The sequence below is a fragment of the Nitratireductor sp. XY-223 genome (assembly GCF_004959855.1).
Lineage (GTDB): Bacteria > Pseudomonadota > Alphaproteobacteria > Rhizobiales > Rhizobiaceae > Hoeflea_A.
Genome location: NZ_SPNT01000017.1, coordinates 1 through 24,497, shown reverse-complemented (window position 1 = coordinate 24,497; position 24,497 = coordinate 1). Strand labels below are relative to the sequence as shown.

19 protein-coding genes and 4 pseudogenes are annotated in these 24,497 nt (G+C 61.8%); 8 read left to right on the top strand and 15 right to left on the bottom strand.

Annotated features, from left to right (window positions below; genetic code table 11):
• Positions 1–146: 146 nt before the first annotated feature.
• From traC to E4M07_RS26485, 4 genes and pseudogenes are all read left to right on the top strand, one after another.
• Positions 147–410, top strand: a complete 264-nt coding sequence (gene traC / locus E4M07_RS26500) for a conjugal transfer protein TraC (RefSeq protein ID WP_136661433.1) — start codon at positions 147–149, stop codon at positions 408–410.
• 4 nt (positions 411–414) lie between these two features.
• Positions 415–630: a type IV conjugative transfer system coupling protein TraD gene (gene traD, locus E4M07_RS26495; protein WP_136661432.1), complete on the top strand. Its 216-nt coding sequence runs from the start codon at positions 415–417 to the stop codon at positions 628–630.
• Positions 617–2,539 carry a Ti-type conjugative transfer system protein TraG gene (gene traG, locus E4M07_RS26490; protein ID WP_136661431.1) on the top strand — a complete coding sequence of 641 codons (1,923 nt, stop codon included), beginning with the start codon at positions 617–619 and terminating at the stop codon, positions 2,537–2,539. Before traD ends, traG begins: the two co-directional genes overlap by 14 nt.
• A gap of 77 nt (positions 2,540–2,616) precedes the next feature.
• A pseudogene (locus tag E4M07_RS26485) lies at positions 2,617–2,882 on the top strand (WGR domain-containing protein).
• Positions 2,883–2,932: 50 nt separating this feature from the next.
• On the opposite strand, the gene E4M07_RS29685 reads toward E4M07_RS26485, so the two are convergent.
• Positions 2,933–3,193: a type II toxin-antitoxin system VapC family toxin gene (locus E4M07_RS29685; RefSeq protein ID WP_348640544.1), complete on the bottom strand. Its 261-nt coding sequence runs from the start codon at positions 3,191–3,193 to the stop codon at positions 2,933–2,935.
• A 336-nt stretch (positions 3,194–3,529) separates the two neighbouring features.
• Between E4M07_RS29685 and E4M07_RS26475 the strand changes: the two are divergent.
• Positions 3,530–4,630 (top strand): annotated as a pseudogene (locus E4M07_RS26475) (IS4 family transposase); the annotation flags it as partial.
• Between the two features lie 272 nt (positions 4,631–4,902).
• Here E4M07_RS26475 and E4M07_RS26470 read toward each other — a convergent pair.
• The 4 genes from E4M07_RS26470 to E4M07_RS26455 all read right to left on the bottom strand — a co-directional run bounded on the left by E4M07_RS26470 (position 4,903) and on the right by E4M07_RS26455 (position 9,542).
• A complete protein-coding gene (locus tag E4M07_RS26470) occupies positions 4,903–7,671 on the bottom strand; it encodes a DEAD/DEAH box helicase (RefSeq protein ID WP_136661429.1) in 2,769 nt (922 codons plus the stop codon).
• Between the two features lie 188 nt (positions 7,672–7,859).
• Positions 7,860–8,924: an IS630 family transposase gene (locus E4M07_RS26465; RefSeq protein ID WP_136661428.1), complete on the bottom strand. Its 1,065-nt coding sequence runs from the start codon at positions 8,922–8,924 to the stop codon at positions 7,860–7,862.
• Between the two features lie 89 nt (positions 8,925–9,013).
• On the bottom strand, positions 9,014–9,274 hold the full coding sequence (locus E4M07_RS26460; protein ID WP_136661427.1) for a helix-turn-helix domain-containing protein: 261 nt from the start codon (positions 9,272–9,274) through the stop codon (positions 9,014–9,016).
• Positions 9,258–9,542: a BrnT family toxin gene (locus E4M07_RS26455; RefSeq protein WP_136661426.1), complete on the bottom strand. Its 285-nt coding sequence runs from the start codon at positions 9,540–9,542 to the stop codon at positions 9,258–9,260. Before E4M07_RS26455 ends, E4M07_RS26460 begins: the two co-directional genes overlap by 17 nt.
• Positions 9,543–9,667: 125 nt before the next feature.
• On the opposite strand from E4M07_RS26455, the pseudogene E4M07_RS29380 reads away from it, so the two are divergent.
• Positions 9,668–9,826, top strand: a pseudogene (locus E4M07_RS29380) (transposase); the annotation flags it as partial.
• A 54-nt stretch (positions 9,827–9,880) separates the two neighbouring features.
• Positions 9,881–10,191, top strand: a pseudogene (locus E4M07_RS29375) (transposase); the annotation flags it as partial.
• A 100-nt stretch (positions 10,192–10,291) separates the two neighbouring features.
• Here the strand turns inward: E4M07_RS29375 and E4M07_RS26445 are convergent.
• Positions 10,292–11,287, bottom strand: coding sequence for a PD40 domain-containing protein (locus E4M07_RS26445; RefSeq protein ID WP_136661425.1), 996 nt, complete (start codon positions 11,285–11,287; stop codon positions 10,292–10,294).
• A 36-nt stretch (positions 11,288–11,323) separates the two neighbouring features.
• Positions 11,324–12,355, bottom strand: coding sequence for a carbon-nitrogen hydrolase family protein (locus tag E4M07_RS26440; RefSeq protein ID WP_136661424.1), 1,032 nt, complete (start codon positions 12,353–12,355; stop codon positions 11,324–11,326).
• 225 nt (positions 12,356–12,580) lie between these two features.
• On the opposite strand from E4M07_RS26440, the gene E4M07_RS26435 reads away from it, so the two are divergent.
• Positions 12,581–13,504 carry a helix-turn-helix domain-containing protein gene (locus tag E4M07_RS26435; protein ID WP_136661423.1) on the top strand — a complete coding sequence of 308 codons (924 nt, stop codon included), beginning with the start codon at positions 12,581–12,583 and terminating at the stop codon, positions 13,502–13,504.
• A 55-nt stretch (positions 13,505–13,559) separates the two neighbouring features.
• Here the strand turns inward: E4M07_RS26435 and E4M07_RS26430 are convergent, their stop codons facing one another.
• The 8 genes from E4M07_RS26430 to E4M07_RS26395 form a co-directional block, all read right to left on the bottom strand.
• A complete protein-coding gene (locus E4M07_RS26430) occupies positions 13,560–14,579 on the bottom strand; it encodes an IS5 family transposase (RefSeq protein ID WP_246660627.1) in 1,020 nt (339 codons plus the stop codon).
• Between the two features lie 333 nt (positions 14,580–14,912).
• Positions 14,913–15,329 carry a hypothetical protein gene (locus E4M07_RS26425; protein ID WP_246660626.1) on the bottom strand — a complete coding sequence of 139 codons (417 nt, stop codon included), beginning with the start codon at positions 15,327–15,329 and terminating at the stop codon, positions 14,913–14,915.
• Positions 15,301–15,555: a type II toxin-antitoxin system prevent-host-death family antitoxin gene (locus tag E4M07_RS26420; RefSeq protein WP_136661422.1), complete on the bottom strand. Its 255-nt coding sequence runs from the start codon at positions 15,553–15,555 to the stop codon at positions 15,301–15,303. The genes E4M07_RS26425 and E4M07_RS26420 overlap by 29 nt, the downstream gene beginning before the upstream one ends.
• 108 nt (positions 15,556–15,663) lie before the next feature.
• The gene (locus E4M07_RS26415) at positions 15,664–16,251 is read right to left on the bottom strand and encodes a hypothetical protein (RefSeq protein ID WP_136661421.1); all 588 of its coding nucleotides are present in this window, start codon (positions 16,249–16,251) and stop codon (positions 15,664–15,666) included.
• Positions 16,252–16,746: 495 nt separating this feature from the next.
• Positions 16,747–16,956 (bottom strand): hypothetical protein, encoded by a 210-nt coding sequence (locus E4M07_RS26410; protein ID WP_136661420.1) that lies wholly within the window; start codon positions 16,954–16,956, stop codon positions 16,747–16,749.
• Positions 16,953–17,327, bottom strand: a complete 375-nt coding sequence (locus E4M07_RS26405; protein WP_136661419.1) for a hypothetical protein — start codon at positions 17,325–17,327, stop codon at positions 16,953–16,955. The genes E4M07_RS26410 and E4M07_RS26405 overlap by 4 nt, the downstream gene beginning before the upstream one ends.
• An 86-nt stretch (positions 17,328–17,413) precedes the next feature.
• On the bottom strand, positions 17,414–19,063 hold the full coding sequence (locus tag E4M07_RS26400; RefSeq protein WP_136661418.1) for a ParB/RepB/Spo0J family partition protein: 1,650 nt from the start codon (positions 19,061–19,063) through the stop codon (positions 17,414–17,416).
• Between the two features lie 249 nt (positions 19,064–19,312).
• Positions 19,313–24,370: a DEAD/DEAH box helicase family protein gene (locus tag E4M07_RS26395; RefSeq protein WP_136661417.1), complete on the bottom strand. Its 5,058-nt coding sequence runs from the start codon at positions 24,368–24,370 to the stop codon at positions 19,313–19,315.
• Positions 24,371–24,497: the final 127 nt, after the last annotated feature.

The window sequence follows — 24,497 nt, the reverse complement described above, 5'->3', positions numbered from 1 at the left end:
CTTGGACGCATTCCTTCGGAACGCCGGGATGATCTCGCAAAGTGACGGGTCTGCCGACCCGGCATTTGTGCCGGGGTGCGCCGGGCGCGCACCCGGTTCATTTTGCTCATGGCGTTTCAGCATTCGCGGCAACCGGGAGACACGCAATGAAAAAATCCTCATCAAGGATCAGGCAAGAGATCGCCAGATTGCAGGAGCAGCTCAAGGCCGCCGAAACCCGCGAGGCCGAACGGATCGGACGGATCGCGCTGAAAGCCGGCCTGGGCGAGATCGAGATCGACGACGCCAGGCTCGTCAAGGCCTTCGAGGAACTGGCGAAACGGTTTCGCGGCGGCCGTGGCGACACCCGGAAATCCGCGCCCGCGCAAAACCCGGCCGGCGCGGCTTCGGGCGCGCATGGCGAGGCTTGAGCGCATGCGACAGGCAAGCCAGGCGCAAGCGCGCAAGAAGGACACGCGCGAAAAGATCCAGCTCGGCGGGCTGATCGTCAAGGCGGGACTTCGCCATGAGAAGCGCGCGCTCCTGCTCGGCCTTCTGATCGACGGCGCACGGCGCATCAGGGCGCACGAGGCAGAGCGCAAGCGCCTGACGGCGATCGGAACGGAGGCGTTTGCCGATGACAGCGACTAGGGTCGTTCTGCTGGTTGCGCCCGTCGGCCTGATGATCGCTGTTTGCATCGGCCTTACCGGCGCCGGGACCTGGCTGGCGCAGTTCGGGAATTCCGCCGGGGCGCAACTGACGCTGGGGCGGATCGGCATTGCCCTGCCCTACGTCTCCGCCGCAGCGCTTGGGGTGGTCGTTCTCTTCGCCGCCCGTGGCGCCATGGCGATCAAATCCGCCGGCCTTGGTGTTCTGGTGGGTGCGGTCGGCATGATTACCATTGCCGCGATGCGCGAAGTGACGCGCCTTGCCGGTTTCGCCGACGCGGTACCGGACGGCCGCCGGCTGATCGAATATGCCGACCCTTCGACCGGCGCCGGCGCCATGCTGTGCCTTGTCGCCGGCATGTTCGCGCTTCGGGTCGCACTGCGCGGCGATGCCGCCTTCGCGACGATGAAACCAAGGCGCGTGACGGGCAGGCGCGCCATTCACGGATCGGCGCACTGGATGGCGATGCCACAAGCCAGACGCCTGTTCGGCGCGAGCGGCGGCATCGTCATCGGCGAAGCCTGTCGCGTCGACAGGGACAGTGTGGCAGGTCACACGTTCCGCGCCGATGACAGGCAGACCTGGGGCGCCGGCGGCAAATCCGCCCTGCTGTGCTTCGACGCATCGTTCGGATCGACCCACGGCCTGGTCTTCGCCGGATCGGGCGGCTTCAAGACGACGTCCGTCACAATCCCCACCGCGCTCAAATGGGGCGGCGGGCTGGTGGCCCTCGACCCATCGAACGAAGTCGCACCCATGGTCATCGATCACCGGCGCAAGGCGGGCCGCGAGGTCTTCGTGCTGAGCCCCGCGGATCCGTCCACCGGCTTCAACGTGCTCGACTGGATCGGCCGCTACGGCGGGACGAAAGAAGAGGATGTCGTTGCCGTCGCAAGCTGGGTCGTGACTGACAGCGGAAAACAGGTTTCCCCGCGCGACGACTTCTTCCGCGCCTCCGCCCTTCAGCTCATCACCGCGCTGATCGCCGATGTCTGTCTCTCGGGACATACGCAAAGAGAAAGACAGACCTTGCGGCAGGTCCGAATGAACCTTTCCGAGCCTGAGCCGAAACTGCGCGAGCGGCTGCAGCGCATCCATGACAATTCCACGTCCGCCTTCGTGCGCGAAAACGTCGCTGTCTTCGTCAACATGACCCCGGAAACCTTCTCCGGCGTCTATGCCAACGCCATCAAGGAAACGCACTGGCTCTCCTATCCGAACTATGCCGCGCTCGTTTCCGGTTCGAGTTTCCCGACCGGGGACCTGGCGAACGGCAGGACGGACATCTTCGTCAATCTCGATCTGAAGACCCTTGAGGTTCATCCGGGCCTTGCCCGCACCATCATCGGCGCGCTGCTCAATGCGATCTACAACCGCAACGGTCAGGTGAAGGGCCGCACACTGTTCCTCCTCGACGAGGTGGCCCGGCTGGGTTACCTGCGCATTCTGGAAACCGCGCGCGACGCCGGCCGCAAATACGGGATCAGCCTGCTGCTGCTCTTCCAGTCGATCGGCCAGATGCGCGAGACCTGGGGCGGGCGCGACGCCACATCGAAATGGTTCGAGAGCGCGTCGTGGATTTCCTTCGCCGCGATCAACGATCCGGAAACCGCCGACTATATCTCCCGGCGGTGTGGCAGTACGACCGTTGAGGTCGCCCAGCTCAGCCGAACATCACAGATGTCGGGATCGTCGCGAACCCGCTCGAAGCAACTGGCCGCGCGGCCATTGATCCTGCCCGAGGAAGTGCTGCGCATGCGCGGCGACGAGCAGATCGTCTTCACCTCGGGCAATCCGCCGCTACGATGCGGCCGCGCCATCTGGTTCCGGCGAGACGACATGAAGAGCGTGGTGGGCAAGAACAGGTTTCATCGCGAAGACCAGGGATGAATGGCGTCAATCGATGATTGCGTATCGGTTCACAAAACCGGGTGGACACGGGAATCCCGCTCGGCGAGACGCTTCCCATGCCTTCACGCCAAACCGAACCGGTCCATCTTCGCCGCATCGACCCTGCCCGGAACATGCGGCGCTTCCATTGCCTCAGCGTTCAGCCGACGCTGTTCGGCGGCGCCTCGCTCATTCGCGACCGGGGAGGATCGGAACGCGCGGCCGAACCATGATGGAGACATTCGACAAGCCCGATGATGCCGACCAGGCATTCGATCGCCTCGAGCGCAGCAAGCGCCGCCGCGGATATCGCGAAGCCGGCTTCGGCAAGATGGAACGGTAGAGCCACGCTTGCCTGTCGACGGGAATATGGCTTCGCCTTGCCTGGCGGGTTCAAACTGCCCGCACCGGCGCCGGATATCGGGTGATCTTCGCATCTGTGGTCATCAGAACGATTTCTTCGGCAATCGCCTGTGCAATGAGCATTCGATCAAAGGGATCCTTGTGAATGGGAGGAAGCGTCGAAAGGCCGATTGCATGTTCGCCGCAGATCGCCAGTTCATTATAGCCGTTGTCTACAGTCCGCGCCTCGGCAAGCGCGAATCGACCGCAAATTCCGAGCGTGCCAACCCCGCCTTGATAGCGACTTCCCAAAGACTTGCCACGCTGAAGACAAGTTCATTTTCCGGGTTCAGGATTGCTTCACGCGCAATTGCCGGCAATCGCTCCGGCTCGCCAGCCGGACACAAGAGAAGATGGATATCAAGGAGCAGCCTCACACGTCTCCTCCAAACATGGCTTCGACACCTTCTCGCCCATGCGATCGAAATCATCCGGCACCACTAGTGTCCCAAGAACTTAAGGTAGCCTGGCTATAAGACAATGATTTAATGCAATAATAAGCCGTTTTCGTCTTTTATCGACTTGAATTCGCGTTGAGCCAATTTCCACACTCCCTCACCCCACATGATAACCAGGAGGGAGATTGTGATGTTTTCTGGCAGCCTTGTCTTTGCCCAGATTATGGAGCACTTGCCATGGTACGTTTTCCGTCAGTGTGTCGCTCGATACGACGGCGACAAATACGTCAAGGCATTCACCTGCGCTGATCAATACCGATGCATGGCTTTTGCCCAACTCACCTATAGGTCGAGTTTGCGGGACATCGAAGCGTGTCTGCGCACCCAATCATCCAAGCTCTATCACATGGGCATTCGGGGTGGAATTTCCCGCAATACTCTTGCCAACGCGAACCAGTGTCGCGACTGGAAGATTTACGCTGACTTCGCCCAAGACCTGATCCACACCGCGCAGCTCTTGCATGCTGATGATACGCTGTCCGGTCTGGATATCCATGACCCTGTGTATGCCTTGGATTCATCCACCATCGACCTCTGCCTTGCACTGTTTCCGTGGGCGCAATTCCGCAAGACAAAAGGTGCCGTCAAACTGCACACTCTGCTCGACTTGCACGCTAACATCCCAACGTTCCTGCATATATCCGATGGGAAGTTGCATGACGTCAACATTCTGGACTTGTTGCCGCTGGAGGCTGGGGCGTTCTACATCATGGATCGCGCCTATCTCGATTTCGCACGTCTTTATCGCATGCATCTCTGCGGGAGTTTTTTTGTCTTGAGGGCCAAGGCGAACACCAAACTCCGCCGCTTGAAGTCCAAACCGGTAGATCGGAGTACCGGTGTCATTTGCGACCAGACTGTGAGGCCGAACGGGATCAACAGCAAGACCCGGTTCCCCCAAAAAATGCGAAAGATCAGATACCGTGATCCTGAAACGGGAAAGACTTTAGTGTTCCTCACAAACAACTTCTCGTTGTCCCCAAAAACCATCGCCGACCTGTACAAATCCCGGTGGCAGATTGAGCTTTTCTTCAAATGGATCAAGCAACATCTGCGCATAAAGTCGTTTTTTGGCACATCCGAAAATGCTGTGAAGAGCCAAATTTGGATTGCGGTTTCGGTTTATGTGATCATCGCGATCATCCGCAAACGCCTGAACATCGAAGAAAGCTTGCACACAATTCTACAAATTTTGAGCCTTACGACTTTTGAAAAAACGCCGCTTAAACAGTTACGGCAGACCTCGCCATGCGCGCCAAATAAGCAGTTGAATTTATTCGATTATTAATGGGACACTAGTGATCCGGCACAGTGAACTGACCGGCCATGAATCCGGTGCGTTTTGTCGCGCCGGGCATCGGTGCATCCAGCGCCACGACCTTCACCAACGGTTTGCCGGCTTTTGCGATAATGAAGGCTCGCCTTTCGAGGCTTTCTCGATCAGACGCGGTTGTTGTTGGGGCGCGGCCAGGTCAACAGCATGCCATCTTCGCCTTCCACCTTTCAACCGCGCGCATGAGCCAGCAGGTCGCTTGCGGCGATCAGGTCCGATCCGTCTTTTAGCGCGCCCTCGACGCTCCGCTTGAGATGCAATGGCAAGGTGCCCTCTTCGAACAGCCTGTCGGCCAGTTCGCCTGCCTGCGCTGTTTCGCCCGGATCGTCAGCGCCGGTGCCGACGGTCAAGGCCCGCAAGGCGGTCGTCATCGCCTCGGCGGCAGGGGCGCGGGCCTCGGCTTCGAAGTCGCCTCCGGCAAGCAGGCTCGCCATGCGCAGCTTGCGGTCGGCCTCGGCCGTCAGTTCCTGCACCCTGCGCTGCCGGTCTGCGGCGCCGCCGTCATCGAGATGCTGCGAGCGGTACAATTCGCCCCGGTCACCGCCGGCGAACCGCAGGACCCCGGCCGTCTCCAGGCGGCACAGCATCTCCCAGGTCCGGCGGTCCATCACCTCAACGGCGACATGTCCTTCTGCGAGCCGCCGACGTTCCTCTTCGACGTCTTGCGGCGATGCATCGACAACCGCCATGAATGCCTCGTCCGCGCCACCGGGTGCGAACAACGCAAGGAAGCGGTCGCCGTGACGTTCCCGCAAGCCCTCACACAACCGCGCGGCCGGGTCTTGCGGTGCCTGATCCTGCGGTGCCTGATCCTGCGGTGTCTGGGGTTTGGTCCCCGCCATGACCGCTTCCATGCGTTCCAGGAAGGCGCCTCTGCCGCTCGGCATTCGGATATTGCCGACATCGCCGAGACCGTCCAGCACGCCATCGGCCAGTTCCTGTTTCTGGTCGAGCAGGAAAAGCATACGGTGTTCGATGCTGTCTTCGGCAATCAGGTTGACGACGCTGACCGGGCGGCTCTGGTGCTTGCGCCAGGCACGGGCAATGCGCTGTTCCAGTTTGGCCGGGTTCCAGGGCAGGTCGAGATTGACCACCGCATCGGCCACCTGAAGGTTGAGGCCGACGCCGCCCGACTCCGACGAAAGCAAGAGCCGGCAGCCCGGATCGCCGCGGAAACGCGAGATTTCAGCACGCCGCCGGTCCTGAGGAACCGCGCCGGTATGCCAGGCGAAGTCGAGCCCCATTTCGATGGCCAGTTCGCGGACCAGATCCAGCATGCGCACCCATTCCGAAAAGATCAGGACCTTGCGCTGCGGCCTGTCCGCCAAGAGGTCGCCAAGAATGCGTTCCAGTTCCACGAGCTTGGGACAGTCGCGCACATCCGGATCGAGTATGTACGGCGTGTCGCAGGTCATGCGCATGCAGCCCAGCAGCATCTGCAGGCGCTCGAATTCCTGTTTGGTCAGCGGACGGTTCCTGGCCAGCTTGAGCAGGCGACTGGCCGGCCCCTGGTAATCGTCGTAACGCAGCCGCTGTTCGTCGGTCATGGAAACGAAGTAGTTGCTCACCGTGCGGCCCGGCAGTTCACCCTCGACGTCCTCCTTGCGGCGGCGCAGCATGACCGGCTGCAGGCGGCGGGACAGGTCGTCCAGGTTGCGGTAGTCCTCCGGCCGGCCGCGATCATCGAGCACATAGTAGTCGCGGTTGAAACGGAACAGCGGCCCGAGCAGCCCCGGGTCGAGAAACTGGACGATGGAATAGATCTCCTCGATGCGGTTTTCCAGCGGCGTTCCGGTGAGCACGAAGGCATAGCGGCTTTCCAGGCCCTTGATCGCCCGGGCCGTCTTCGTCTGCCAGTTCTTGATGCGCTGGGCCTCGTCCAGGATGACGACATCCGGAGCGAGGGTGGCGTTGATGTCGGGGCCGTCGGCGAGTATCTGTTCGTAGTTGGCAAGGGTGAAGAAAGCCGGCTTGCAGTACTGCTTCAGCCTGTCGCCGCGCCGGCCTTGCACGATCATTGCCGAATGGTCGCAAAAACGCCTGATCTGCTCCTCCCATTCGGCCTTCAGCGAAGCGGGAGAGACCACCAGGACCCGCCCGATGCCGCGGTGCCGGCGCAGCAACTCGCACGCGGCGATGGCCTGGACGGTCTTGCCCAACCCCATGTCGTCGGCCAACAGGGCCCGTTCGCCGAAGGCCAGATGCAAGACGCCCGTGCGCTGGTAGTCGAGCAGTGGAAACCGGACGAGGTCGAAGGCCGCCGGTTCGGCCGCGACCTCGGCGAGGAACCGTTCACGATCCTCGGCCCGAAGTGCGACGCGCTGCCGCTCCTCCAGCCAGTTCGCCAGATAGCGCGACACCCGTATCCTGTCGGGATGATCCGAGGCCATGGCGCGCAGTGCGTCAAGGGCACCGTCGTCGCCATGCTTCAGGGCCTCGACCCGCAGGCCGATTGCGGCGTTCAGCGAAACATCATCGGATTGAGCCGCAAACAGCACGTCAATCGTGCTGCCGCCATCGCCGGGCACGAACACCTCCGCGCGGGGACTGCCGGCTTTCGCAGCGGCCGCGAAAGCCCGCCTGCCGCGCTTCTTCAGATGGTGCAGGACGCCTTCGATGTGCTTGCAGGTGCCGAGACCGTTGGTGGCGAAATCGCGGCAGCCGCAGGAGTTACGGTGTCCTGTCAGGTCTCGGATCTCGACGTCGTAGGACCCGCCGGTAACAGAAGCGGTTCGGAAGCTTCCGAAGCAGTCCAAATCCGGCTCCAGCGGCTCGACCGAAGCGATTTCCGTGCGTCCGCGCCAGCGGCGCCTTTCGATCTCCTCGGCGTCGCTCGTCGCCCAGCCCCGGAAAGCCGGCTGGCGCTTCAGGACAGCCTTTGCCTTGCCGCCCTTGCGCTTGCTGCCCCGTTCTGCAGCCTGCGGCGGTTTCCTGTTCATTGGCCTTCCCACCTTCGTGGCAGATAACGGTTTCGCAACGCTTGCAGGTCGCTCTTCAGTCTTCTAGCAGCGGAACGGTCGCCTGCAATTGCAAAAAGTCGACTTTTCTACCTTTTGCACAGGGCTATATGCCGAAATCGAAAAAGTTGTTGTATACTCCCGCGACCGAATTGCCCTGAATTTGTTGCTCATATCACCTTGTAGTTTTCTGTCGAGATGATACGGAAGTTGTCGGTAACAGTGTCTCGGAATTTGGTCCAGTTTTCGGGCAGCGTTTTTCGGAAGAACTCGAATATGGCGGCTGTGAAGGCGTCAAGGCTGGGGTAATGCCGATTGTGGGTGACCCACTTGTGCATGATGCCCCAAAGTCGTTCGATTGCGTTGAGATGTGGGGCGTATGATGGCAGGAAGTGCAATTTCACGCGCCGCTGCGGGCTTTCCAGCCAGGGTTGGAGTATCCTGGCATGATGGTAGCGCGCGTTGTCGAGTATGACGTGGATTGCTGTCTGCGCAGGGGAGGCCCGCTCGATCTTTTCCAGCATTTGCCGGGTCGTTTCGGCATTGATCTTCTCGCCCTCCACAAAGGTGAATTGGAAGGTTTCAAGATTGAGCGCTCCCTGAATGTTGAGCCGCTTGCGACCCGATGTGGTCTTCACGGCGGTCTTTTGTCCTTTTGGAAACCAGCCATGCGCGGGGCGGCTCTGATATTCGGGGTGTACGGCGTCGCAGAACACAACCGTCTCATCCGGCGACAGGACGGTCATCAGCGCATCGTACCAGTCGACAAATGCCTGCTGCTGTTCTGGATCGGCTTGCGCGCAAAGCGCGAGGGGCTTCTTGTACTCGAACCCCAAACGCCGCATCAGTTTGGCCGCCCCCGAAGCGCTGTAGCTCTGACCAAATTCGGCCTGAATATAGGCGCGGACTTCATCAACACTGCGGGCCGGATGCTCGCTGAATCGCTCTTTCACCGCCTCTTCCTGAGTGAACGACAGGAGCCCCTGGCGAGGGCTGTAATCCTTCAGGCCAAAGAAGGCGAGACCTTCAGCTTTAAAGGCAAAACGCCATTGCGTCAGAACCGATGGGCCGATGTCCAATATCTCGCAAACAATCCTGGGGTCATAACCTGCATCCAGAAGCAGAAAGGCCCGCGCGCGCTTCCAGACCAGCGCCTCGACCTTGCGACGACGGCAGAGCGCTTCAAGCGCGGCGCGCTCGTCATCTGTCAGCAAAACGGTTGCGAAGGTCGACATGCACAGAGTCATGCAGATCAAAACCCATCTGGCCATGTGACAATTTGAATCGCCCAAACGAAAGCCACACTCAGGACAATTCAGTGAAATCAGTTCGCCTTGAGCGCTTTGCGAACCATCTCCGGTTCGCAGGCGATCACCTTCAAATAGGCTTGCGCGGCCTTGTCAGGTTCAGACCGGTTTTGCTCCCAATCGCGAAGCGTGCCAATCGAAATCTGATAACGGGCTGCGAATTCTTCCTGGCTCAGTTTCAACGCCCTGCGGATGATTTTCGCCCGCGGCGTTCTCTTCATCCGCTTCAGGTCGCTGTCCGTCAGCGGTCCGTTGTCGGGGTCAGCGGTTCTCTTCATGGTAAAATCTCTGCTCGTTCGGTTCAGCCTTGCGGGCCGATATGATGCGGTGTCTGTCATCTCGCTCCGTATGGACAACGACCAGCACACCCTTCACTGACATCCCGATAAGAATATAACGCTCTTCGTCATACCCCTCCCGGTCATCAAGGAGTTCAACGGCAAACGGGTCATGAAACACCGCCTGGGCATCCTCGAAGCGAACACCGTGTTTCGACAGGTTGGAGGCTGCCTTGGCATCATCCCATTGGAATTCGTCATCAGTCATAATATACGGGATATCCGTAGTCAGTCAAGAAGTCCAGCCACAAGCAACCTGCTATCGATAGCATTACTCCTGGAGTTCCCCCGGTTTGATGGACACTTTTCTGTTTGTGAAGGAGAGTGCTTATCATGCCGAGAACCAGGAACCCGTACCCTGCGGAATTCAGGGACCAAATCATCGCCTTGGCGCGAGCCGGGCGCAGTGTTGAAAGTCTTGCGCGCGAATTCGAGCCGTGCGTTGCCACGATCCATGGCTGGGTCAAGCATGCAGAGATTGACGGCGGGGCACGCGATGACGGCCTGACCAGCGCGGAGCGGGACGAGCTGCGGCGTCTGCGCAAGGAGAACCGAATCAAGGAGTGCCAGTTCGACCTTTATGCCGACCGCACCAGCGCCTATACCATGCGGGCCAACAACTGCGGCTCTGGTTCGCTTCATTCGCCTGTGTTCTGCTCTGTGCGCTCCGACGCATAGGCCTGGCGAACACGACGCTCGCCGAGGCGACCTGCGGAACCATCCGTCTGAAACGTCTCAAGATCGGCGCTTTGATCGGCATATCAGTGCGCCGCATCAAGATCGCCGTGGCGCCGGCTTGTCCGCAGGCGCAGGAGTTCGCCGTGGCGCACGCCCGAATATGCGCCGCGGCCCGGTGATGCCGCAGGACACGAACCCTTGCCGACAACGACACAGGACACATCGCTGAAATACGCACGCCCTGAACTTGATTTCACTGGATGCGGCAAGAGAACCGGGCTAGTCCTTTGATGCCTGATAAATGTCAAGGCCGCCGAATCCGCCAGGACGATCCGAAACGAAACTGATCAGACGTCCGTCATCTGTGGCTGACGGCATATGTTCTTCCGCTTCCGAGTTGATTTCCGGCCCGAGGTTTTTGGGTCTCGCCCATTTTGCTGGATCCGTTTCTGTCGTGACGTTCTCGAATATCCAAAGGTCACTGCCGCCTTGGCCGCCCTCGGGATAACCGGCCCAGATCAACCCATGCCGCGGATCAAAATGGGCGTCCATGAAATCGGTGCTCATGGACATGACCGATGCTTTACCCCCAGTGCGGCTGGACATGTCGAAGGCTGCTTTCTTGAAATCCAAAGTCTCGGGATTGGGAGTATTGGAAGAGGTGAAATAAACCGTTCCGTCAAGCAGGATCGGACAGGAATCGATCGCCGCGCCGTTGGGTCCACCCTGGTCCGCACAGCCGAGATTTTGCGCCTCTCCCCAGGCCATGTCATCGGTTGTGTCGTGCCGGTAGCTCACATAAAGATCGAGCTCACCACATCCACCCGGACGATCGCTGGCAAAAAAGAGATAGTGTCCGTCGTCTGACTCATAGGCGCTGTGGTCCACCGCGGTGCCGTTGATCGTGTCCGGCAGCAAGTTGGCCGCACCCCAAGGGGCCTCCACACTGGATCGATGGGCAACATAGATGTCGTACCGGGTCCATCCGCCCGTCTTCGCAAGAGCCCAATGATCGTCCAGATTTGCCACGGCCTTACCACCTGGACGGTTTGAGGCGAAATAAAGCGTCAGTCCGTCTCCAGTCATCGTGGCCCAGCCGTCATGATATTCCGAGTTCACGCCTGAACCGGCATTCGTCACGGTCCAGGTGGTGTCAGTAGCGTAAGCACTGAAGCTGGTTGTCGAGAGAAGGCCCGCAAGCGCTGCAAATAGCAGCCCGCGACCGGTGGGAAAACATCTATCGCTCATGTCGTCACCTGTTGAAATCTGTTGCATCCGGTTGGTTCCGTAACGGAACCAATCGTCTTTTCGTTACCCGGCGGCGGCCTCATTCAATGTGGCAACCTGCTCTTCGGCGGCGGCTTCCACCCCGTCGTCGACGGCTTTGCCGCCATCGGAGAAATTGACAACGGCGGGAGCCGGCTGGTCGTTGAACATCAGACGGAACACATCAGGCCTTGCATAGTGGCCGGCCGGGTCTGCCGCGGACTTGGCGACCGCAATCGCCGCAAGATCGATTTCCGCGATCTGCAGGCCTTCGGCAGTCGGATCAAGTGGGTCACACAAGGGTGCGCCGTCGGGGCCGAATATGTTGGCATGACCGCCTCCGACCTGCAGAAACTGCTGTTTGGCCGGGGTATCGCACAGCAAATCGAACATGTCCTGTGAGACAGTAGCGCAGGCCGCGAGGACGAAACACTGGCCCTCGGCCGCATACATCATGCTTGCCGCCGTGTTGAGTTCGGGCCCAAGCGCATAGGCGGCTCCGAGATAAAGGCTGAAGCTTGGCCAGGCTGCCACATGGATCTGCTCATTCTGGCTGTACATGGCGTATTTGTTGAGGGGCTGGAGGTGTTCCCAGCAACACAGAGCGCCAATGCGACCAACATCGGTGTCGTTTACCACCATGTCGCTTCCATCACCCTCACCAAAGACAGTGCGTTCGACATGGGTCGGCTTCAGCTTGCGGCGGCGGCAGATGACCTTGCCATCCGACCCGTAGTGCCACTGTCCCATGTAGAGGGAGCCGCCATCCCGCTCGCAGACACCCATAATAACATGCATGTTGTTCCGCTTCGCTGCCGCCGCCAAGGCTTCGTCCTGTGGGCTGCCCGCTTCGATGGAGTTCATCGTATAGGGCACGACATGCTGCATACCCATGGCTGGTGCATCAAGCCAGATCCACCATGGATATCCGGGTATCCATGTCTCCGGAAATGCAATGACCCTGACGCCGTTCGCGCCGGCTTCATCGATGAGCTTCAAGGCTTTTTCGACGGTCTTGTCGAGGTCCAGGAACACGGGTGCCGCCTGTACGGCAGCGACTTTGATGGGCCCTGTCATCTTCACTCCTCCCGACTGGCGCATTGGAAGGAGTCAAGCAGCAATGGGTCCGTTCTGTCCCGCTGTTTTGGGCGGAAAATCCTTCGATTTCGAGCGGGATTTGAGTGAATATTCATTTTCATGTAAATTGACAGGGGAACAACCGGGAAAAACCAATTGTCGGAGAGGCGATATACGACCGCTGACGCGGCACCACGTGACAGAATTGCATACTGGCGGAAGGCCGTGTGTGAGAGCTATGTGCGCCTGCAATGTGATCCGGATCGCCCGAAAGGCTTCCATGGCGAGATCACCCTCAACGCGTTGCGTGACATATCCGTCTCCAATGTCTCCGGTAGCGCACAAAAGGTTCGACGTCGCAAAACCGATATCAGCAGATCTTCGGATGCTTTTTTTCTTCTGAGCCTGCAGATCGAGGGGGGCTGCACGGTCGAGCAGAGAGCAGGTTTGGCGGATCTCGCTGTTGGTGATTTCGCGCTTTACAGCAGTATCGAACCCTATTGCCTCCATCTTCCCGATCACTTCCGGCAACTGGTGCTGCAGATCCCGCGCGATGCGCTGCTTGAACGCTTGCCAAATGCCGATCAGCTGACTGCGACGCGAGTGGCGGGCAGTGAAAAGACGGCTGCGGCCGTGCAGTCATCGCTTCTGGGAATGGCGGCATGTATTAAACAGGCGGATCCGGTAGTTCGGGCCTGCCTGGAACAGGTGCTGATCGATCTTGTCGCGACCGGCTTGGCAACGAGGAGCGGAGATGGTGCCCATCTGAAGGCCCATGAGCAGACCCTCCTGATACGGGCCAGGAATTATATTGCGGAAAACCTGTCTGATCCGGATTTGAACCGCTACAGGGTTGCCGACGCGGCGGGTGTTTCGGTAAGAAGACTGAATGAGGTTTTCCAGAAGCAAGACCAGTCGATCTCGCTGGCGATCCGTGCGGCTCGTCTCAACCGTATTGCCGCCGACCTCCGTGATCCACGGTTCAACCATGACTCCGTCAGCACGATTGCGTTGCGCCGCGGTATTCGCAATCTGAACCACTTCTCCCAGTCCTTCCGAAAGAATTTCGATGTCACACCACGGGAGTACCGTCGCCAGAACTGGCTTAGAGCCTCTGTGGTTGCCGCCGTTGATGCAAGAAGAATTTGATTGTCCGGACGCGTGATCGAGTGCGGTCTTCTGTCAGGCCTTTCGCACGGCGTTTTCAGAAGCCGCTAGCCGGTATGGTGACCCGCGGATTGGGTCCATGTGCATTTTTTGCTTGCCTGGCAATTAAACGTGTCGCCCGTCTGATTGCTGCGAGCATCAGCCAGGCATGTGATGAGGCGACCGTGCGTTCCCAATCCCTGGCCAGCCTTCGACACCGTCCCAGCGATGCAAAAGTGCGTTCAACTACCCACCGTCTTGCGATCACGACGAAACCGACCGCCCCGTTCGGGCGTCGTACGATCTCGATTGTCGGGCTCGGTTCAAGATTGAGGACGGCGCAATGAAGCTTGTCGCCTGCGTCCCCGCCGTCGCCGCCGTCGGCGAATATGGAGGCTACCGTGGGAAAGCTCTGCAAAGTGTCGACGATAAGGTCGGGCGCGCCATCGCGGTCCCGAATGTCGGCGCCATGGACGTGTGCGCACAGAAGATTGCCTTGCGTATCGACGGTGATATGGCGCTTGCGTCCCGTGACCTTCTTTCCCGCGTCGTAGCCCGATACGCCGCCGCTTTCGCTCGTCTTGACGCTCTGGCTGTCAATGATTGCGGCACCCGGATCGCTGTCGCGGCCCGCGACAAGGCGGCTGGCGACTGTCAGAAGCTCGCCGATAACTGCAAACGTCCCATCATTGCGCATGCGGTGGAAATGATACCGTACGGTCGAAACCGGCGGGAAGTCCTTCGGCAGTTGCCGCCACGGACACCCGGTCGTCGCGATGGACTGGATTGCTTCCCAAACCCTGCGCATGTCTACCTCGCAAGGCCGGCCAACCTTGACAGGCTGGGTTACAATCGGGGCGATTAATTTCCATTCCTCGTCGCGGCAATCGCTTGCGTAGCGGAGCTCGCTTCTGTATTCGAAGAGGAGGACGATCTCGGCGTCCTCGACTTCGTCGGCGGGGAGGACGCCGTATTCGTCGTCGGACCTGAACAGGACGACCGGGGTCATGAGGGTGCGGGCGAGGCTCCGGGCGTGTTTCCGGGCGTGTTTCCGGGCGAGGGAAAGATCGTGCTGCATCTGAGGGCTCCATCGTTGGAGCGGGCCAATCCCGCTCCTGATGGCTCCGTCAGTGTGCGGCTTGGCGGACGCGATCACCGCGCAGGCCAAAGCCGGGCGGCCGCCGCTTGCGAGCGGACCCTTTACGGGTTGATCGTGGAAGTCCGCGCCGCACCAGGAATGCCATCCCTAAAAAGAGCGGGTTGGGCTGCGTCCGGGATAGAGTTCTGGCGATGTGCGGGTTGATTGGCCGGATCGAGGCTGGATAACCAGTACGGCGCTCCGCGCGGGTGCTCACAGGCCGACGACCGTGCGGGAGACAAGGTGTTCAGTCGGGAAGGTTCGGAGCGGACGTCAGGTCCGTTTCACGGCCTTGATTGCTGACGCGCGGGCGGCCTGCTTGATTGTCGCGGCCATCTCGCGGAGAAACGCCGCGCTGACGGAACCGATTGGCTCGGTGGAAACGAAGTCGTAGTCCTTGTCCATCTCGACGCGATTGAACTCGTCGAGAATGATCCAGCACGGAGATGCGAGTCCGATGCGACGGCACTCGATTTCGGGGACAGGCAGCGCAAGCTGGCCGTCGAGCGGCTGCTTTGAAGTAAACGGAAAGAGAAACACAACGTCCGGATTGCCGGGCGTCTTGATGACGATGCAGACAGGGCGGGGCTTCCGGCCGGATTCCTCACCCTTTTCCGCTTCGCGATGCCAGAGATAGTGGAACTCGGCGACGTCGCCCTGCTCAAGCATCTTCTTTGGCAGGTTCGACAATGGCGTCGATGCCGGACATCAACTCCGCATGGACATCGTCCGGGGCATCATGCAGAGAATAGGACTTGGTCGGGCTCGGGTCGCCGCGCATGCGGTGATAATCGCGGGCGGACAGAACAAAAAGCTTCTCCTTGCCGTGCTTGGTGAGGACGACCGGTTCGATCATTGCCGCCTCGAGGATTTCGCCCGAGGAGCGGTTCATGTCAGAAAAAGTGTACTGTTTCATCGCAAGGCTCCATCATTTTACGTAAAGTAGGTATTTTACGTTGAATTGTCAATTCTGACCTCCGGAGCGTCATAGAAAAGGGCGGAGCCGAAGCTCCGCCCGAGCGGCTCATCCGAGAGCCGCCATCTGCAGTTCGGCCGCCTTGCGGTCGACGGTCTGGCCGGGGTTCTCGACCTGCCGTTCGAAGGGCTTCCAGGCTTCGCCGACGACTTCTTCGTAGGCGGTCACGACGCCCTCGGCCGCGCAGCGGAGCGCATGGGCCTGAATGCCCATATCGGCCGCGAACTCGCGCTTGCGTTGGGCATTGCTGTCGAACCCGACCGGACCGTCGAGATCCTCGTCGCGGGTGTCATTGGCCGACTTCGCGGTCGCGTCTCGCGCTTCGGAGACCGCCCGGGAATAGAACTGGCCGGCACCGTGGGCAGAGCCGACATAGGAGCCGACGATTCGCTGCAGATGGATCTGCATGGCACGGTCGCCGAGGCCGTCGTTCAGGTATTCGGCCGTGTCGACGATGATCTTGTGGTGGAGATCGCGGATGCCGTCGCTGTCGATGACGGGAAGACCGAAACTTTCGGAGATGAGGGAGGCCTGGGCGCTGTCAGGGCAGGCGAGCCGGACCATTTCGAGGGAAGCGCCTTTGCGGAGCTGGACGATCTTGCCGGATTGACGGGAGGGGCGAGCGTTGCTGGTCATGTGAGGTCCTTTCCTTCACGATTTGACCGAAGGCTCGAGCCGGCCCCTGCCGGCCCTCCCTTCGGGCGCGGGCAAACGAAACCGGCGGAAAGACGGGGGCTTCAGGGTCCGCACGGACCGAGACGAGCGAACCTGTCCTGCGGGCCAGCAGGGCTTGTCAAGCCCTTGCGCAGTTCCGCGGAACCGGTTTGGCGAGGATGGTGCGTGCGGCCGCATCGCGGCGCGTCAGCGGCCTTGAAGGCTCCGGCCGCCGGTTTACGACCGCGACCAGAACCGAAGGGAGTCCTGCAGGGGTGGCATTCCACCGGCGACCAACGTGAAGGAAATGACCGTGGCCCGCCGCACTTGCTCCTGCCGTCACAATACGGCTTGCGCATCCGCTTTGCTGGTCGGCCCGTTGCTGATGGTCTTTGCCCTGACGACCGTGATCGCATGCTCCTGCCGGGTGAGCTTACAACTGAAGGCATCGATTTCTCCGCGCCGCTCGAAGCTCAGCTAGTCGATGCAGGCCCTGAACATGGCTTCATCCGACCGTGTCCAGCGCGGTTCCCTACCGGGATGTCTTCGGGCCTTCGCCTTGGCTGTCGTGGTCATGCGTTCCGCCCTGGCCGATATCTGGCGTTCGATCCGTTCAAGATGCGCCCTCGTTTGCCGGTGCGCCGCTTCGATCCGAGAGAGCAGGTTTGTTCCCCCGGGAACACTCACGCCGCCCTCCCGGCATCCGGCCCCGGCACCGTGACCTCCTGCAGCTCGGCTTCGGGATAGCCGTGCCGGGTGAGCCGGTCTTCCGCCTCGCTGCGGTTTGCGGCGAGATGGACCAGCTCCCCGAGGTCGCCCGGCCGGCTCATGACGACGACCGACCCGGGTTTTGGCAGCTCGCGCACGGTGAAGGAAGCGGGGATCGTATGAGCGCCCCGCTCGACAGCCGCGCGCTTGCAAATCAGCCGGCCGGCCCCGTTACGGCTTTTCCAGTCGGCAAGTTTCCTGCGGCGGCGCTCCGGCGGGCGCGGCGTGCCGTCCGAATAGGCGATGATCGCACCGATCGGCGCATGGTCGAAAATGAGCTTGGCGGACATGGTGTGCTCCTTGTTCAAAGAGTGGAAACGGACCCGCCGCCGGACGGTGCCGGCGGCGTGACGTGCGTTCGGAAGGAAGAAGACCGCTATTCGGCGGCTTCACGGAAACCTTCGGAGACAGCATCCGGTTCGATGTCGCCCTCGTCCGGTTCGTCGACGGAGCCGTCGGCATCCCCGGCGTCCTCGTCCTCGACGATCTCGTTATGGGCCTTCCAGTCGGCGAGTTCGTTCGCTTCGGGCGCGAACAGCGCCGACCCGTGAACGAAGCGTTCCTCCTGGAAATGTTCGACAAGCGCGGCGCGGGTCTCGCGGACCTTGTTGCGTGGGAGCACCGACGTGTCCGCGCACGCGGCCTCGAGGGCCTGCCGGGACAGGCACAGAAGAAAATCCTCCGTTCCCATATTGGGCAGGAAGCCGTCGGCTCCAAGAACCGCGCCGGCGATCCACGATACGATGCCGCTGTTCGACATGTTGCGGCGGCACGACAGCACCTCGATCAGCACCGAGCGGACCGCGATGCGCAGCGTGTCCTTGTCGAACGCGAGATTACCGGTCTCGTCGACCAGGTTGACGGCATGGGGCGCGATCTGGCTGCGGAACGAACCGGAATCGACGCGAACGTTCTGACCGGCAAAGGCGATGACGAGCAGCGCCATCAGCGTGTCGTCCTCGATCGGCGCGCGTTGAAGCGCTTCGTGCAGCGCGTCGGTGCGGAAATCGCCGATCATGTCCTGGCCCTTCCGGGTAACGTCGGGGCGCTGCGCCGGCGCGACGGCGCCGCCGTCCCCCGCATTGCCCTTGGCCGCCCGCGGCTCCGGCAACCGGTAGACGACCGACTGCACCTTGCCCTCGCGGTCGAGATACATCGCCGTGCAATCCGACTTTTTCGGCTTGCCGTAGACGCGTTCGGCCTTTTTGGGCAGTTCGGGGCCGTTCCATCCGTTGAGCTCGGTAATCATGCCGTTCTTCGGCAGGTTGTCGGTCATCCACTCCTGCTGGGCGCCGAGGAAAGCCTCGACATCGGTGGTATAGCGGCTGTCCTCATCGGCGGGCGCGAAGAGGTCCTCGACCCAGGCGATGCCGTAGGCCTGTGCCAGCTCGTCGTCGAAGCTGGCGTCGCGCGCATACATGCGGGTCTTGGAGAGGCCGTTGGCGACCGACCACCACGAGGTCGTTTCGTTCCTCTTGGGCTTGTGCGCCTTCCAGACTTGCCTCTGCTCGGCAATCGAAGCCGCGGCGATGGTCCGGAGCTGCCGCTCGTCCGGCATGTCGCCCTTCGCCATCCGGTCCAGCATGGCGGGCAGCACGTTGGCGAGCAGCCGCAGCTTCCTGATCTGGCGCACCGACAGCGACAGCGCCGCGGCGATGCCTTCCTCGGTCCAGCCGAGCGCAACAAGTCGCTCGATGGCCCGCCACTGGTCGACGGGATTCAGCGGTTCGCGGGCGATGTTCTCGACCATGGAGCGCATGGCGCCGCCATCGTCGGCGGGATCGGTCACGATGACCTCGATCTCCTCGAGCTCGGCCGCGATCGCGCCCCTCGCGCGGCGATGGCCGGCCTGTATGATGAAGCCGTTGCCGCCATCGGCCTCGGGGGAGACGACGGGCGGCTGGATGATGCCGACGGCTTTGATGGTCGCGGCCAGCAGCGCATCGCCCTGCGGCGTGGATTTGGACTTGCGGGCGTCGTCGGGATTGTCTTTCAGCGCGCGCGGGTCGATCCTGATGATATGCATGGGAAGCTCCTGTTCGGGGATTGTGGGCCCGGCATGCCGCCGGCTCCCTTTCTCGTCTTCTTCTCGAAGACCTCCCCGGGACCGCGGAGCGGGCGGGCCGGTGCAACTGCGGCCGAGCGTCCCTGCCCGGCGGGACGAGCGGGGCTATCAGCCCTGCGAAGGACGACGGACCGGGATGGCGCAGGCGGCGGTTGAGCGTCACCGGACCCGGCCGGTCTGCGACCGGTTCCCTTCCCGCTCTTTCCTTCCTCAGGCCGCCTCCATGGCCTTCTTCCCCTCCTTAAGCACCTCGTCCGCCAGATCGGCCTCGATGGCATCGAGTTGCCGGCGTTTGTCGGCAAGCTCGTCTTCGAAGCCGAATTCCCCGCCCTTGCGGGACTGGCAGGAGGCCAGCCGGCGCCTGGCGTCGTCGAACCGGTACCGGCACTGCGACCGCTCGTCGTCGAAGCCGGCGAGCACATGCTCGATGCGCCAGACCGCGCCGAGCGGCGTGACGGTCAGGGCGAGATCGATATCGGTCTGCGCGCCGGTTCGTGCGAGCACGACATCGTACTGGAATTCGTCGTTTCCGAAGCGCTGGCCGCAGAAGACCAGATCGAAGCCGCCGATCGCGGCGAGGGATGTCTCGTCCTCCTGCCGCAGATGCACCAGCGTCATGATTTCCTTCATCAGGGCGCGGCCGGCGGGCTTGCGATCGGTGAAGGATTGTTCGCCGACTGTCATGGCAAAGGCGTCGCCGGCAGTCGGGATCCTGCGCTCGATGTCCTGACCGATCCCGGCGATCCGCCGCGTGTCATGGTCGATATCGCGTTCGGCGTTGCGGATCTGGCGGTGGACGGCGAAGAGACCGTCGCGGTGCGCCGCGCGCAAGCGTTCGAGCCGGGCGATATCGGCTTCGAGGCCAGCCTTCCGCATCAGGCGCTGATCGCCGGACGCGATCGCCTTGGCCATGGCGAACCGGTTGGCCTGGCCCTCGCCGAGATCTTCGAACCGGCGAACGGACGTGTCGCCGCAGAGCGCGGCGGCGATGAAGCGGGCCTTGCGCTCGTTGTTCTGCCACATCTGCGCGTCCATCGAGCCCTCGGTGGCGTAGGCGAAGATATCGATTTCGTCATGCTGGTTGCCCTGCCGCTCGATCCGGCCCTCGCGCTGTTCGATCCGGGAGGGCAGCCAGGGAACATCGAGATGATGCAGCGCCTTGAGGCGAAGCTGGGCATTGACGCCGGTGCCCATGGTCTCGGACGAGCCGATCAGGAAGCGGACCCTGCCGGCATTGACGTCGGCAAACAGTCGATGCTTGGCTTGCGCCTTCTTGTAGTCCTGCATGAAAGCGATTTCCGAGGCCGGAACACCGAGCCGGACGAGCTCGTCGCGGATCCAGCGACAGGCGGAAAAGCCGCGTGATTTCTCGACGCCGATCGTGCCAAGATCGGAAAAGGTCATCTGCGCCGCGCCCGGCAAATCGAAGGATTTGCCGTCCCGGGTCTGGTAGGTGTTGGAGGCTGTCTCGCGCCAGATGCGGAAGCTGTTCTCGATCAGCTTGTTGTCCGGCTCGTTGTCATTGTCGGGATCAACGAGCCGAAGATCGATCGCGGCATGGCGGCCATCGGTGATGACGGACAGGAGGATGTCGTCGCCGGGCTGGGCCGGCCCCTCGCGTTTCTCGATCGCCTTGATGCGCGCGTCGAGCACCTGCTGATAGAGCTTGAAGTCATCAGTCGGCTTGGCGGTGACGATCTGGCGCCTGCCGGTCGCAATGGCGGGGATTTTCACATATTGCTTCAGCTCCTCCGGCAAGACGACATCGGCGAAGGAGCGGAACATGGCGATCAGTTCCGGAACGTTGACGAAGGTGGCGAAGCGCGAGACGGGCTTGTATTTGCCCGACGGCTGCAGTTCGAGCTCGGTCGCCACATCGCCAAAGGTCGAGGCCCAGGCATCGAATTCGTGCAGGCCGCGCTCTTTAAGGGCTTCGAATCCGAGCAAGCGCTGCACCGAGAACATCTCGCCAAGCGTGTTGGTGATCGGCGTTCCCGAGGCAAGCACGAGCGCCCGGCCCGGGTTCTTCGTCTCGATGAACCGCGATTTGACATAGAGGTCCCAGGCGCGCTGCGATCCGTTCGGATCGACGCCCTTGAGCGTCGACATGTTGGTGGCAAAGGAGAGCTTTCTGAACGCCTGCGCCTCGTCGACGAGGATCTGGTCGACGCCGATCTCCGAAATCGTCAGGAGATCGTCCTTGTCGGTCGCCAGCGACTCCAGTCGGTCCTTCAACCCCTCATTCAGCCGCTCCAGCCGCTTGCGCGACACCCGGTCGTCGTTCTCGACCCGGGAGAGCAGATCCTCGTAGAGCGTGAGCTCATCCTCGATCATCTGTTTTTCGAATTCGGCAGGGACGGCGATGAACCTGAAGGCGGAATGGGTGATGATGATCGCATCCCAATTGGCCGTCGCGGCGCGCGACAGAAAACGGTGGCGCTTGTCCTTGGTGAAGCTGGTCTCGTCGGCAACGAGGATCCGCGCCGTCGGATAGAGCGCGAGGAACTCGCGGGCGGCCTGCGCCAGGCAATGGCCGGGAACGACCAGCATGGCTTTCGAGATCAGGCCCAGCCGGCGCTGTTCCATGATGGCGGCGGCCATCGTCATGGTCTTGCCGGCGCCGACGGCGTGGGCGAGATAGGTCGCGCCCGACGAGATAATTCGCCAGATGCCCCGTTTCTGGTGGCCATAAAGAACAAAGGCGCCAGAGGCGCCCGGCAGTTGCAGATGATCCCCGTTGAAGGATCGGGGGGCGATATTGTTGAAGGTGGCATTATAGAGGCGTGCCAGCCGGTCGGTCCGCTCGGAATCCGACCAGACCCATGTCTGGAAAGCGGTCTTGATCCTGGTGAGCTTTTCCTTGGCCGCCTCCGTGTCGACGACATTGAGGATCCGGCGTTCGCTGTCCCCGTCTTTGATCGTGTCGAAGATCTGCGGGATGCGGCTGTTGAGCGCATCGGCGAGCAGCTCGCCCGCATGCCGGCGCTTTGTGCCCCATTCGCAGGTGCCTTCGGCGCGATAGGCGAGCATGCGGGCATCGACTGTCCAGGAAGCCAGTTCCGGCATGTGCCGGATCGTGATGTCCGTTCCCATCGACTCCTTGACGAAGTCGACGACATCGGAGGCGGGGATCCACGGCGCGCCGAGGCGCGCGGTGATTTCGGAGGGGCTGAGATCGGCCGGCTGAACCGCCTCCAAGGCCTCGACATTGCGCTTGTAGGCCGGATCAAGCCCGGCCGCAGCTTCGGCGACGGCCAGCTTGTCGCGCACGGGACCGGAGAGATAGGCGTCGGATGTCTGCCAGGAACCATCCGCCGGATCGCGATAGATCGCGCTGCCCAGCTCCTCGATAACCGTTGCCCGATCCTCATGCAGCAGCTCGGCGATATGGTCGGGATCGACATGGCCGCGCTCATTGAGAACGACAGCGAGCGCATCGGCGGCACTGGTGATGACGGGGGCGGATGGCGGTGCAATCACCCGTTCGGAGAAGATCGGGCCGGGCTTGGCAGTGTCCGTATCGAGGTCGTAATTCTCGATAGAGGCGACCAGCCAGCAGTCCGGATCGTCGAGGAAGGGTTGCAGGTTCGGGCGGCGATGCGTCTCGCGGGTCTCCCCCGTCGCCTCGTTCTGCGTGATCGACACCCTGGTGTGATTGATCGGACCGAAGTCGCGCACGAAGCGCGACCAGGCGATGCGCAGCTTCACCTGCAGGTCGCGCCATGCCTGATCCGTCTCCTGGGCCTTGAGGACCGCGCGCACCGCGCCGCGCACCGGGATCAGCTTCCTGACGATGTTGATCTGCTTCTCCGAAAACCCTTCGCCCGACCGTCCTTTGCGGACAGGAACCGGAGCGGGCTTGCCGTCGAGCACCTGCATGAGGCCTCTCGAGGCGTCGAAAACAAAGCTGCCCTCGCGGACATGCGCATCCTCGGGTCTGACAACATCGCTCAGGCTCGTCCCAGGTTCGAGATCGATATTGATCGCATCGGGTTCGCCGTCATAGATGGCGTCCGGAAGACAGAGGATGGCATCGTCCAGGTGGGCTTCGAGATCGCCGTCACCGGAGAGGCACGTATAGGTCTCGCCGAAGGGTCCGGATTTGGTCGCGTGGCGGCCGAGCACATGATCGGGGTGGTCGGCGAACCAGCGATTGACACGGATGGCCTCGTTGTCTTCGCTGGCGGGGATGACCTCCGCAAGGTCCAGCCAGCTCGCGTCGTCCTGTGGCTCGCCCGGCTTGCGCTTGCGGAAGAACAGGACGTCGACTTGCGTCTCCGTGCCGGCATCGGCGCGAAAACTGCCTTCGGGCAGGCGGATCGCGGCGACGAGATCGGCGGATTTGGCGATGTGTTCGCGGGCCGTGGCGTCCGACTTGTCCATCGTGCCCGACGATGTGACGAAGGCGGCGAGCGCGCCGGGTTTCAAAAGGCCGATTGACCGCGCAATGAAATAGTCATGCAGCCGCAGGCCCATCGAACGATAGGCGCGGTCGGACCGCACGGTCCGGTCGGAAAACGGGGGATTGCCGATGGCAAGATCGAAATGCGCCGGCAGGTCGGTGCGCGCGAAATCGCCTCCGACGATGCGGGCGACCGGCTGCAGGAGGCGAGCGATCCGGGCCGTGACCGGATCGAGCTCGACACCGGTCACGAAGGCGGCTTCACGAAGCGCCTCCGGCATCAGGGCGGGAAACAACCCGGTGCCAATGCCCGGTTCGAGGACGCGGCCGCCGCGCCAGCCGAGCCGTTCGAGACCCGTCCAGATCGCCCGGATGATGAACTCGGGCGTGAAATGGGCATATTGCGTGCAGCGGGCAAGCGAGGCGTAATCCGCCTCGTTCACGGATGCCTGCAGATCTTCACCAAGCTCTTCCCAACCCTTGCGGAACCCCTCCTCGCCCGGCCGGGTGAAGATCGCATTGGCGAGGTCGGACGCACCGAAGCCGGTGAACCGGATGAGCCGGGCCTGCTCGGCTGAAGTCGCGGGCCGGTCCTCGGCCGCGATCGCCGCGGCAAGAGCGATGGCGTCCAGGTTGTCGCGGGCGCGGGGTTTCCAGCCCTTCGCAAGCGCCCTGCTTCCGGATAGATGGAAGTTGCTGCCGCGTTCGTGCGCTTCGCCGACATGCGGATAAGCGGATGTTTCGGATGCGGGCCGGGTGGGCGATCCCGCCATCGGCGCAGGTTCGCTCTCGCCTGTTTCCGCCTTCGGGTCATCGGCAAAGGCGGTGACGCCGAACCCGGAGGACAAGGCCGAGCTACCGAACATATCAAGAGTGAATAACTACCGGCTGGCGCCGGTAGCGTCAGGCAGGTGATTGTCGAGGTACTGAAGTACAAGTTCGTCTGTGATGGCCCCGGTGGTTGTCGAGAAGTAGCCCCGGCCCCAGAATCGG